Origin of the sequence: Streptomyces solitudinis (assembly GCF_036323765.1) — a bacterium.
GTDB lineage: Bacteria > Actinomycetota > Actinomycetes > Streptomycetales > Streptomycetaceae > Streptomyces.
In genome coordinates this window covers 833,781-845,221 of sequence record NZ_JAZDCW010000001.1, presented here as the reverse complement: position 1 = coordinate 845,221, position 11,441 = coordinate 833,781, and the positions used below count along the sequence as shown (strand labels likewise).

Genomic DNA, 11,441 nt, shown 5'->3' with positions numbered 1-11,441 from the left:
CCCGCGCGGCACGGGGCCCGGCGGCGGAGCACCATCGTGGCAGACGGTGGTGAGGGTGCGCGTGCGAGGATGAGCCGGTCCCCGGCGGCGATGGCGCGAAACGGAGCACGAGGTGGGCGAGAACCCGGGTCTTCTGGCGGAGCAGCGGCGGGCCCTCATCGTCGAGGAGGTGCGCCGCCGCGGTGGCGTGCGGGTGGGTGAACTCACCCGCAGGCTCGGGGTGTCGGACATGACGGTGCGGCGCGACCTGGACGCGCTGGCCCGGCAGGGCGTGCTGGAGAAGGTGCACGGCGGCGCGGTGCCGGTGGCCCAGGCCAGTACGCACGAGCCGGGGTTCGAGGCGAAGTCGGCCCTGGAGCTGCCCGCCAAGCAGGACATCGCCCGCGCCGCGGCGGCACTGGTGGGGCCGGGCAGCGCGGTGGCGCTCTCGGGCGGCACCACCACGCACGCGCTGGCCTCGCACCTGGTGGACGTGGCGGACCTGACGGTCGTGACGAACTCGCTGCGGGTGGCGGACGTGTTCCACCTCGCGGGCCCGTCGCCCGGTGCGGCCACGGTGGTGCTGACGGGCGGGGTCAGGACGCCGTCGGACGCGCTGGTGGGTCCGGTGGCGGACGCGGCGATCAGCTCGCTGCACTTCGACGTGCTCTTCCTCGGGGTTCACGGGATCTCGGCCGGCGTGGGCCTGTCGACCCCCAATCTGGCGGAGGCGGAGACCAACCGTCACCTCATCCGCGCCGCGCGGCGCGTCGTGGTGGTCGCCGACCACACCAAGTGGGGCACCGTGGGCCTCAGTTCGTTCGCCTCGCTGTCCCAGGTGGACACCCTCGTCACCGACGGCGGCCTGCCGGAGGCGGACCGGGCGGAGGCCGCGGAGCGGGTGGGCGAGCTGGTCCTCGCCCCGCCGGCGGACGCCGGGTAGCCCGGCGTCCGCCGGGGGTCAGGCGGTCTCGGGCCAGCCGCCGGTGGCGAGGAAGGCGGTGAGGGCCGACGCGTACGGGCGGATGTCGAGGCCCTGTCCGGCGAGCCAGGCATCGGAGTAGTACTTGTCGAGGTAGCGGTCGCCGGGGTCGCAGATGAGGGTGACGACCGATCCGGTGCGCCGCTCGGCGACCATCTCGGCGACGATCTTGAACGCGCTCCACAGTCCGGTCCCGGTCGATCCGCCCGCCCGGCGCCCCACCGCCGACTCCAGCGCGCGGACGGCGGCGACGCTGGCCGCGTCCGGCACCTTCATCATCCGGTCGATGGCGCCGGGCACGAAGCTCGGCTCCATGCGGGGCCGGCCGATGCCCTCGATGCGCGAGCCGCAGTCGCTGGCGGCGTCCGGATCGCCCGTGACCCAGCCGTCGAAGAAGCAGGAGTTCTCCGGGTCCGGCACGCACACGCGGGTGTCGTACTGGAGGTAGCGCACGTAGCGGGCGATCGTCGCCGAGGTGCCGCCGGTGCCCGCGGCCGCCACGATCCAGGCCGGTTCCGGATAGCGTTCGAGCCGCATCTGGTGGTAGATCGACTCGGCGATGTTGTTGTTGCCGCGCCAGTCCGTCGCACGTTCGGCGTAGGTGAACTGGTCCATGTAGTGGCCGCCGGTCTCGGCCGCGAGGGCGGCGGAGACGTCGTACACCGTCTGCGGGTCGTCCACCAGGTGGCACCGGCCGCCCTGGAACTCGATGAGCCGGGTCTTCTCCGGACTGGTGGTGCGCGGCATGACCGCGATGAACGGCACACCGATCAGCGAGGCGAAGTACGCCTCGGAGACGGCGGTGGAGCCGCTGGACGCCTCGATGACCGGCTTGCCGGGACGGATCCAGCCGTTGCACAGCCCGTAGAGGAACAGCGAACGGGCGAGGCGGTGCTTGAGGGAGCCGGTGGGGTGCGTCGACTCGTCCTTCAGGTACAGGTCGATGCCCCACTCCTGCGGGAGCGGGAAGCGCAGGAGGTGCGTGTCCGCGCTGCGGTTGGCGTCCGCCTGGACCTTGCGTACCGCCTCCTTGAGCCAGGACCGGTAACCGGGGTCGCTGCGGTCCACGTCCAGGGTCGGGCGGGGCGCCCCGGCGGGCGCCGTCCGGCGGGGCCGGCCCGGCTCTGGGGCCCGTGCACTGTGCTCGCTGCTCACGCGGCGATGATAGGCGGCCTCTGGCCCTGGGCGCCGGACACGGGCACACTGCGCTGGAGGACACGGCTGCGGTGTGGGCAGCGGTGCGGTGGAGGCGGTGCGCGATGACGGTGGTCGAGTTCGAGACGAGCGGTGTCCCGGTGCGGCGGCTGCTGCGTTCCCTCACCCGGGCGGGGCAGGTGCTCGTCCACGACGGGCGGCTGTCCCTGCTGACCAGCTACGGGCGGGAGATCGACAGTGCGGCGGTGGAGCGCGTGCGGGTACTGCGGCCCTGGACGGAGCGTCTGGCTCCCGGCCGGAAGCGGACGGTGCTGAGCCTGGACGGTGCCCGGTACACGCTGCGGCTTCCGGGCGCGGTGCGCGAGCGGCTGCGCACGGCGCTGGAGGAGGCCAGGGAGCGGGCCGCGAAGATCGCCGCGGACCAACGCACCGTGCACCCTTGAACACCACCCGATTTGCGCAACCATGTGAGCTGGATCACGCTGATATGCCAGAGGGCGCGCCGCTTTCGGCGCGTCCGCAGCCACGCACGCCGCCCCGGCCCCAGGGAGTCGCAGCCGTGATCAGTCACCCCGCCCCCAGCAGGCACTGTGCGGTCGAGTTCCGGGCCCTGCCCTCGCGCATCGGGCAGGTCCGCCGCATCGTCTCCGCCCAGCTCCGCTACTGGCACCTGGACCAGCTCGTCGACACCGCCGCGCTCGGCGTCACCGAGCTGCTGGCCAACGTGCACCGGCATACCGGCCCCGACAAGCACTGCACCGTGGAGATCGCGCTGCTGTGGGACAGGCTGACCATCTCGGTGCGCGACCACGACCCGCGGCTGCCCGAGGTGCGCGCGGCCGGTGCGCTGGCGACCGGCGGGCGCGGTCTGGCCCTGGTGGCGGCGGTCAGCGAGAGCTGGGGCATGCGCGCCCAGCAGGGCGGTGAGGGCAAGGTCGTCTGGTTCACGCTCCCCGTGCCGCCGCACGCGGTACGGCCGTCACGGCCCGACGACGCCACCGGACTGACCGCGCCCGCCGTCTCGGCCCAGGCCGCCGCCGGCGCCGTCCCGGGCTGAGACGCCCGGCAGCAGCCGGGCGGGCGCGGTGTCGCGCCGCATGCACACCCGCGGCCAGCGCTCCAGACCGAGAGCGCGCTCGTGGGCGCGGATGCGGCGCAGGCCGGGCGTCCAGGCGTCCTTGGGCAGCCTGACGAAGCCGAGCCGCGCGTAGTACGGCGCGTTCCAGGGCACGTCGCGGAACGTGGTGAGGGTCAGCGGTGCTCCGGTGGCCGCCTGGGCGTGGTCGATCAGCGCCCGTCCGATGCCCCGGCGCGCGGCGCCGGGGTGTACGGAGACCTGTTCCACGTGCGTGCAGCCGTCGACGGGCTCCGCCATCAGGTAGCCGAGCACCGGGCCGTGCCCGGAGCCGCCGGCCGCCACCCACAGCAGTCCGGCCCCGCGGACGTCCTCCAGCGCGGCGAGCGGGGGCGGCTCGTCGTCGGCGACCGCCGCCATGCCCAGCTCCCGGAAGGGTTCCCCGGCGGCCCGCTCGACGTCCTGACAGTGCGGCAGGTCGGCGGGCTCACCCGCCCTGACGCGCATGCCTCAGCCCTCCTGGAGGAGCAGCGGGTCGTCCAGGACCGGCTGCCAGGCGAGTTCCGCGGCGCCGACGAGGCTGTTGTGGTCCAGGGTGCAGGCCAGGACGGGCACCTCGCCGCTGCGTCCCCACAGGCTGCGGTCGGCGATCACCGCGCGCAGCCGCCCCTCGTCGGCGTGCAGCAGTTCGCGGTGGAGTCCGCCGAGGATGATGCGGTCGGGGTTGAGGATGTTCACCAGCCCGGCCAGGCCCAGACCGAGCCGGTCGATGAGCCGGCGCGTCGCCTGCCGCACGCCGGCGTCCTGCGGGTGGGCCGTGCGCAGCAGGTCCCTGGCCTGGTCCAGCAGGGAGACCTCGGGGCCCGGTTCGCGTCCGGCGGCCTCCAGCAGCGCCAGGGGGTCGGTCTCCACGTCGAGGCAGCCGCGGCTGCCGCAGTGGCAGGGCCGCCCCTGCGGATCGACGGTCAGGTGGCCGACCTCCAGGGCCAGTCCCGCGCTCCCGGTGTGCAGGCGGCCGTCCAGCACCAGGGCCCCGCCGACCCCCCGGTGCCCGGTGGCCACGCACAGCAGTTGCCGGACGCCGCGGCCCGCGCCGTGCCGGTGTTCGGCGAGCGCCTGGAGGTTGACGTCGTTGGCCGCGTACCCGGTGGCGACGCTCCCGGGCGCGGGCCCGCTGATGCCCGCGTCCGCGAGGCACTGGCTGAACACCGCCCGCACCGGGGCGCCGGCGGGCCAGGCCACGTGCAGCGGGTTGAGCGCGGTGCCCTCGGGTTCCGCGACGGCGGAGGGCACCGCGAGACCCGCTCCGACGCAGCGCCGGCCGGTGTCCCGCAGGAGGCCGGCCCCGGCCTCCACCACCTCGCGCAGGACCTGGCCGGGGTCGGCGTCCACCGTTCCGCAGCCGGGCGCGGTGGCGACGACGACACCGCCCAGGCCCACCAGGGCCGCCCGGAACCCGTCGGTGTGGACCTGGGCGGCCAGGACGACGGGGCCGCCGGGGTCCACGCCCAGCCGGTGCGACGGCCGGCCCTGGGCCCCGGCGGCGACGGCGGGCCGGGAGTCGACCGTGATGAGGCCGAGTTCCTGGAGTTCGGCGGCGACGGCTCCGGCGGTGGCCCGTGTCACCCCCAGCTCGGCGGTGAGGACGGCGCGGGTGGGCGCGCGGCCCGTGTGCACGAGTTGCAGGGCGGGTCCCAGCGCGCTGCGGCCCCGGTCCGGGCGGGAAGGGTTGTGGGTCACGGCACCATTCTTGCTTTGTGCTGCCCGTGAACAAAACCCGCCGCACGCCACGCCGTCCACGGACCTTCCCGGTGCGGTCACCCCACGCCCCGGCCCGGCCGGCACCCGGCGGGGCGTGCGGACCCGGCCGGCACCCGGCGGGGCGGGCGGGACCCGGACGCCCAGGACCATCCGACGACACCGCTGGTCGCGTAGACGGCGAAGGTGAACGCGAGCACCCCGGCGGCTGCGGTCACCAGTGGCGCGCTGCGCCGGATGCCCTCGGCCACGGCCGCCACCGTGTCGAGGCCCCGGTCGTGTTCCCGACGCGCGGCCCCGCGGCGGTCGCGGCGCGGGTTCAGCTCTTGCGGTCCAGGACGGTCAGCGCGCGGCGGGCCAGCGGGTGGGTGCGCACCAGCTCGGCGAGCGTGGTGGAGCCGCGGGTGATCTCGGCGAAGGTGTTCCACGCCGGGCGGAAGCCGGTGAGCGTCGCGTGCAGCATGCCGGGGCGCCGGGCGAAGACGTGGTACAGGCGCCGTCCCACGCCCATCTCCACGCCGAGACCGGACTTGATGGCGAACGCGTAGTTGAGCGCCTGGCGCCGGGCGTCCACGGCGTCGCTCGCCCCGGCGATGCGCGCGGCCCACTCCCCCGCCAGCCGCCCCGAGCGCAGGGCGTAGGAGATGCCCTCGCGCGTCCACGGCTCCAGCAGCCCGGCGGCGTCACCGCACACCAGGACGCGTCCCCTGGACAGCGGGGAGTCGTCCGCCCGGCAGCGCGTCAGGTGGCCGGAGGACACGCGCGGCTCGAAACCGGCGAGCCCCAGGCGCGCGGTGAAGTCCTCCAGGTAGCGCTTGGTGGCCGCGCCGTCGCCGCGTGCGGAGATCACCCCGACGGTGAGCGTGTCACCCTTGGGGAACACCCAGCCGTAGGAGCCGGGCAGCGGGCCCCAGTCGATGAGGACGCGTCCGGCCCAGTCCTCGGCGACCGTCTTGGGGACCGGGATCTCCGCTTCCAGGCCGAGGTCCACCTGGTCCATCCGGACGCCGACGTGCGCTCCTATCCGGCTGGCGCTGCCGTCGGCGCCGACGACCGCCCGGGTCAGGACGGTCTCGCCGCCGCTGAGGACGACCGCGACGGTGCGCCGGTCGGGGACGGCCGGGCCGTGCTGCTCGACCCGGGCGACGGTGGCACCGGTGCGCAGTTCGGCGCCCGCCTTCTGCGCGGCCTCGACCAGCGCCTGGTCGAACTCGGGGCGGTTGACGAGGCCGAACAGCATGCGCCGGGACCGCCGGGTGCGCGCGAAACGTCCGTCGAGCGAGAACGTCACCGCGTGCACCCGGTCCTGGAGCGGCAGCTCGACCCCGGGCGGCAGCGCGTCGCGCGAGGGGCCGATGATGCCGCCGCCGCAGGTCTTGTAGCGCGGCAGCTGGGCCTTCTCCAGCAGGAGCACCCGGCATCCGGCCACGGCCGCCGCGTGGGCGGCCGACGCTCCGGCCGGCCCCGCCCCCACGACGACCACGTCCCACACCGGGCCGGGGCCGGACCGCTCGCGCCCGGCCGGGCCGTCGGCTGCTCCTGGGATGTTCTCGCTGCTCACGATCTGTTCTGCTCCCGCTCGACCGGCCGGCTTGGGTGGGGCGCGCCCTCGTGGCATCCTACGGCCCGCCACCGCGCACACCCGCTGTGGGAGGATCAACACACCCTCCGGACGTGCGGCGATCCCGCCCTCCGGCCCCGATGCGGCTTCCCAGAAGGAGCGTTCCATGGCGTACGACACCGCGCCCACGCCCGCGCACGTCCCTGACCCGGCGTCCGGGCCGCTGACGGCCGGACCGCTCGCCGCCACCGTCGAGTCGCTGCTGCCGCAGGCCCGGGCGGAGCTGGCCCGGCTGGTGCGGTTCCGGTCCGTCGCCGACCCGGCGCAGTTCCCGGCCGACGAGTGCGCGGCCGCCGCGCGCTGGATCGCCGGCACACTGCGTGATGAGGGGTTCACGGACGTGGCGGAGCTGGAGACGCCGGACGGCACGACGTCCGTCTACGGGCTCCTGCCGGGTCCCGAGGGCGCTCCCACGGTGCTGCTGTACGCGCACTACGACGTGCAGCCGCCGCTGGACGAGGCCGGCTGGCACTCGCCGCCGTTCGAGCTGACCGAACGGGACGGCCGCTGGTACGGGCGCGGCACCGCCGACTGCAAGGGCGGCTTCCTCATGCACCTGCTGGCGCTGCGCGCACTGCGGGCGCACGGCGGGGTGCCGGTGACCGTGAAGGTCATCGTGGAGGGTTCGGAGGAGCAGGGCACCGGGGGCCTCGAACGGTACGCCGAGGCGCACCCCGAGCTGCTCGCGGCGGACGCCGTCGTCATCGGGGACTCCGGCAACTTCCGCGCCGGGCTGCCGACCGTCACCAGCGTGCTGCGGGGCATGACGCTGGTGCGCGTGCAGGTGGACACCCTCGAAGGCAACCTGCACTCGGGGCAGTTCGGCGGTGCCGCTCCCGACGCGCTGGCCGCTCTCATCCGGGTGCTGGACTCGCTGCGCGCGCCCGACGGCTCGACCGCCGTGGACGGCCTGGCGGCCGACGCCTCCTGGGACGGCCTCCAGTACACCGAGGAGGACTTCCGGCGGGACGCCAGGGTGCTCGACGGGGTGGCGCTGACCGGTTCCGGGACGGTGGCCGACCGCCTGTGGGCCCGTCCCGCCGTCACCGTGCTCGGCATCGACTGCCCGCCCGTGTCCGGTGCCACCCCGTCCGTGCAGGCGGGCGCCCGCGCCCTGGTGAGCCTGCGCGTGCCCCCGGGTACGGACGCGGGCGAGGCGACGAAGCTGCTCGCCGCCCATCTGCGGGCCCACGTCCCGTGGGGCGCGAGGATCGCGGTGGAGCAGGCGGGCCAGGGCCAGCCGTTCCGCGCCGACACCTCCAGCCCGGCCTACGCGGCGATGGCCGAGGCCATGCGCGCCGCGTACGACGGGGTGGAGATGGCCGTGGCCGGGCAGGGCGGCTCGATCCCGCTGTGCAACACCCTCGCCGCCCTCTACCCGCGAGCGGAGATCCTGCTGACGGGCCTGAGCGAGCCGCAGGCGCAGATCCACGCGGTGAACGAGAGCGTCTGCCCGGACGAGCTGCGGCGGATGTCGGTGGCCGAGGCACTGTTCCTGGCCGGGTACGCCGCCCGCCGCTGACGTCGCGGCACGCCCGGCGCCGGCTCACTCGCCGACGGGGACGCCCGCCTCCAGGTTGAGGGGGCGGCCCCGCTCGCGTGCCCGCAGCGCCCAGCGCAACCGCTCCCGCCGGACGGGCGGGAGCAGGTGCGCGGCCTCCGTCTCCGTGACGAACCGCCAGCCGCGCAGTTCGGCGCCGGGCAGCAGCAGCCCGCGGGCGGCCTCCTTGGTGAGCCGGCCGCCGTCGAAGAGCAGCCGCAGTCCGCCGAACCCGGGGGGCTCGGGCGGCTCCCAGTCCACGACGAGCAGCCGGGGCGGCTCGGCCAGGCGCAGGCCCAGTTCCTCGGCCACCTCGCGCATCCCGGCCCGGGCGGGGGCCTCGCCGCGCTCCACCACGCCGCCGGGGAACTCCCAGCCGGGCTTGTAGGTGGGGTCGACGAGCAGGACCCGGTCCTCCTCGTCGAAGAGGAGGACCCCGGCCGCCACGGTCTCGCCCGACGGCTCCGGGGTCTGCACGATGGCGCAGGCGCCCGCGCCGGCGCGGACGGCGCGGGCCACCGCCTCGGCCGTCTCCCGCGGGGTGAGCGCGGCGGTGTCGACGGTGCGGGCGTCGGCGGTCAGCCAGCGCCGGGCGGCCGTGTAGGCGGTGACGTGGCGCAGCCGCCAGGCCCGGGTGTCCTCGGCGTCGGTGGCGGCACCGCGGGCGATCCGGGCGCGGAGGATCGTTTCGTCGGCGTCGAGCACGAAGTGCCGCACCGGTATGCGGCGCGCCGCCAGGCCGCCGAAGATCTCGTCGCGGTAGTCCTGCCGCAGCAGTGTCATCGGCACGACCAGCGGGCCGGGCACCTCGCAGAGCAGCGCCGCCGCCGTGTCCACGACGAGCCGCCGCCAGGCGGGCAGGTCCTGGAAGTCCTCCACCTGCGCGAGGCGTTCCTTCGGCAGCATGCCGTGCAGCGCGGCGCCGACCAGTGCGGGGTCGAACAGGGTGCTGTCGGGGAGCAGCTGCACCAGTTCCCGTGCCGCGGTGGTCTTTCCCGCGCCGAAGGCGCCGTTGAGCCAGACGATCACGGTTCCCCCTCCTGGTCCGCCCCCGGTTCAGTGCCCCCTTCACCCTGCCACCCAAACGCCGCGCCCTCAGCGGGGCGTGGGAGCGGGCACCGGTACGGGCCCGGCGGGCGGGGCCGGGGCCGGGCCGGACTGAGCGTCCGGGGCCGAAGCGGTGCCCGCCGCCGCAGCGGCCGCCGGTCCGGTGGCGGCGGCCCGGCAGGCGGCCGCGGCCCCGACGAGCCCGGCGTCGTTGCCGATGGCGGCCGGGACGACCCGCAGGCCCCGGACGAAGGAGAGGGTGGCGTAGTCGGCGAGGGCGGCGCGCAGCGGGCCGAACAGCACGTCCCCCGCCTGGGCCACTCCCCCGCCGATGACCGCGGTCTCGATCTCGGTGAGCGCGGCCGTGGCGGCGATGGCGGCCGCCAGGGCGCGGGCCGCGCGGGCGAAGGCCGCCTCGGCGGCCGGGTGCCCGGCGCGGGCGGCGGCGGCGACCCCGGCGGCACCCGCGTCCTCGCCGTCGCCCGGGCGCCACCCCAGCGCGCGGGCGTGGCGGACGATACTCGGGCCGCTGGCGAGGCGCTCCACACAGCCGCGTCCGCCGCACGGGCAGCGCTCACCGTCGAGGTCGACGCTCAGGTGGCCGATGTGCCCGGCGTTGCCGGTGGGACCGGGGTACGGCCGCCCGTCCAGCACGAGCCCGCCGCCGACCCCGGTGGAGACGACCATGCCGAGGGCGCCCGCGCAGCCGCGGGCCGCGCCGCCGGCGTGTTCGGCGGCGGTCATGGCGACTCCGTCGCCGACCAGGGTGACCGGCAGGCCGCCCACCGCCGCGCGGACCCCCTCCACCAGGGGGTAGTCGCGCCAGCCGGGGATGTTGACGGGGCTGACCGTGCCGCGGCGGGCGTCGACGGGACCGGCGCTTCCGATGCCGACCGCCGTCACCCGGTCCCAGCCGGGCGCGGAGCGCAGCGCGCCGAGCACGCCGGCCACCGCGGCGAACACGCGGTCGCCGGTCTCCCGCGCGGGGGTGGGGAGCCGCGTGCGGTGGTGCGGGACGCCGTCCCGGTCCACCAGGGCTCCGGCGATCTTGGTGCCGCCGATGTCCAGGGCGGCGACGAGGTCGTGATCCATGCCGGGTATGGTCGCCTGCCGAAGACAACGTTGTCCAGGCGGCCCCGGACGGCCGCCGTATGCTCGGGTCCGGCCCGCTGACCGGGGCCGCGGCCCGCCACCGGGCCGACACGACAGGTGAGGAGTGCAGTGGCCGAGACCGCGCGTGCCCACCGGGCGCCCGACCGCCGCTACGGCGCCCGGCCCACGATGAAGGACGTCGCCGCCCGGGCCGGGGTGGGGCTGAAGACGGTCTCCCGGGTGGTCAACGGCGAGTCCGGGGTCACCGAGGAGACCGAGCGGAGGGTGCGCGAGGCGATCGCGGCGCTCGGCTTCCGCCGCAACGACAGCGCACGCATCCTGCGCAAGGGGCGCACCGCGAGCATCGGCCTGGTGCTGGAGGACCTGGCCGACCCCTTCTACGGCCCGCTCAGCCGGGCGGTGGAGGACGCGGCGCGGGCCGAGGGCGCCCTGCTGTTCCACGGCTCCAGCGCCGAGGACCCGGAACGGGAGCGGGAGCTGGCGCTGGCCTTCTGCGCCCGCCGGGTGGACGGGCTGATCATCGTCCCGGCCAGTGACGACCACGCCTACCTGGAGCCGGAGGCGGCGGCGGGGACGGCGGTCGTCTTCGTCGACCGGCCCGGGTCCCGGCTGGAGGCCGACACGGTCCTGTCGGACAACTTCACCGGGGCGCGGGACGGCGTGGCGCACCTGATCGCCCACGGCCACCGCCGGATCGGCTTCCTCGGGGACGCGCCCCGCATCCACACCGCGGCCGAACGCCTGCGCGGCTACCGCGCGGCGATGGCGTCCGCCGGCCTTGAGGTGGCCCCGGACTGGACGGCGCTCGGGCCGACGACGCCCGAGCGGGTGCGGACGGACGCGGTCCGGATGCTGTCGGGTCCGCAGGCGGTCACCGCGCTGTTCTCCGGCAACAACCGGGTGACCGCCACCGTCGTCCGCGTGCTGGCGGGGCTGCGGCGGCCGGTGGCGCTGGTCGGGTTCGACGACCTGGAACTGGCCGACCTGCTGGACCCGCCGGTCACGGTGGTGGCGCAGGACGCCGCCCGGCTCGGCCGGACGGCCGCCGCGCTGCTGTTCCGCCGCCTGGCCGGTGCCCGGGACGCGGCGCACCGGATGGAGCTGCCCACCCGGCTGATCCGCCGCGGCTCCGGGGAGCTGCCGCCGTCCCCCTGAGCGGGGCGGCGCGGCC

General features: G+C 76.2%; 12 protein-coding genes. 5 read left to right on the top strand and 7 right to left on the bottom strand.

The genetic code is table 11. The features are described 5' to 3' along the window. The first annotated feature begins 112 nt into the window (after positions 1-112). Complete coding sequence (locus tag V1J52_RS03585) at positions 113-922, top strand: DeoR/GlpR family DNA-binding transcription regulator (RefSeq protein WP_330138041.1); 810 nt, start codon at positions 113-115, stop codon at positions 920-922. Positions 923-940: 18 nt separating this feature from the next. On the opposite strand, the gene cds1 is transcribed toward V1J52_RS03585, so the two are convergent. After that, on the bottom strand, positions 941-2,035 hold the full coding sequence (gene cds1 / locus V1J52_RS03580) for an L-cysteine desulfhydrase Cds1 (RefSeq protein ID WP_330138118.1): 1,095 nt from the start codon (positions 2,033-2,035) through the stop codon (positions 941-943). 185 nt (positions 2,036-2,220) lie between these two features. Here cds1 and V1J52_RS03575 point away from each other — a divergent pair, with 185 nt between their 5' ends. Together V1J52_RS03575 and V1J52_RS03570 are read left to right on the top strand one after the other, a co-directional pair. Beyond that, positions 2,221-2,559 (top strand): hypothetical protein, encoded by a 339-nt coding sequence (locus V1J52_RS03575; RefSeq protein WP_330138040.1) that lies wholly within the window; start codon positions 2,221-2,223, stop codon positions 2,557-2,559. Between the two features lie 116 nt (positions 2,560-2,675). Continuing rightward, positions 2,676-3,173, top strand: a complete 498-nt coding sequence (locus V1J52_RS03570) for an ATP-binding protein (RefSeq protein ID WP_330138039.1) — start codon at positions 2,676-2,678, stop codon at positions 3,171-3,173. Here the strand turns inward: V1J52_RS03570 and V1J52_RS03565 are convergent. The 4 genes from V1J52_RS03565 to V1J52_RS03550 form a co-directional block, all read right to left on the bottom strand. Continuing rightward, positions 3,096-3,698, bottom strand: a complete 603-nt coding sequence (locus tag V1J52_RS03565) for a GNAT family N-acetyltransferase (RefSeq protein WP_330138038.1) — start codon at positions 3,696-3,698, stop codon at positions 3,096-3,098. The genes V1J52_RS03570 and V1J52_RS03565 overlap by 78 nt on opposite strands. Before the next feature lie 3 nt (positions 3,699-3,701). Then, on the bottom strand, positions 3,702-4,931 hold the full coding sequence (locus V1J52_RS03560; protein WP_330138037.1) for an ROK family protein: 1,230 nt from the start codon (positions 4,929-4,931) through the stop codon (positions 3,702-3,704). 77 nt (positions 4,932-5,008) lie between these two features. After that, positions 5,009-5,200 (bottom strand): hypothetical protein, encoded by a 192-nt coding sequence (locus tag V1J52_RS03555; protein ID WP_330138036.1) that lies wholly within the window; start codon positions 5,198-5,200, stop codon positions 5,009-5,011. Between the two features lie 68 nt (positions 5,201-5,268). Continuing rightward, entirely contained in the window at positions 5,269-6,510 is a 1,242-nt protein-coding gene (locus V1J52_RS03550) for a geranylgeranyl reductase family protein (protein ID WP_443075701.1), read from the bottom strand. Positions 6,511-6,733: 223 nt separating this feature from the next. On the opposite strand from V1J52_RS03550, the gene V1J52_RS03545 reads away from it, so the two are divergent. After that, complete coding sequence (locus V1J52_RS03545) at positions 6,734-8,092, top strand: dipeptidase (protein ID WP_330138116.1); 1,359 nt, start codon at positions 6,734-6,736, stop codon at positions 8,090-8,092. A 24-nt stretch (positions 8,093-8,116) separates the two neighbouring features. Here the strand turns inward: V1J52_RS03545 and V1J52_RS03540 are convergent, their stop codons facing one another. Further along, positions 8,117-9,139 (bottom strand): NUDIX hydrolase, encoded by a 1,023-nt coding sequence (locus V1J52_RS03540; RefSeq protein ID WP_330138035.1) that lies wholly within the window; start codon positions 9,137-9,139, stop codon positions 8,117-8,119. A gap of 66 nt (positions 9,140-9,205) precedes the next feature. Beyond that, a complete protein-coding gene (locus tag V1J52_RS03535; protein WP_330138034.1) occupies positions 9,206-10,249 on the bottom strand; it encodes an ROK family protein in 1,044 nt (347 codons plus the stop codon). Positions 10,250-10,438: 189 nt separating this feature from the next. On the opposite strand from V1J52_RS03535, the gene V1J52_RS03530 reads away from it, so the two are divergent. Beyond that, entirely contained in the window at positions 10,439-11,425 is a 987-nt protein-coding gene (locus V1J52_RS03530) for a LacI family DNA-binding transcriptional regulator (RefSeq protein WP_330138115.1), read from the top strand. The last annotated feature ends 16 nt before the right edge of the window (positions 11,426-11,441 follow it).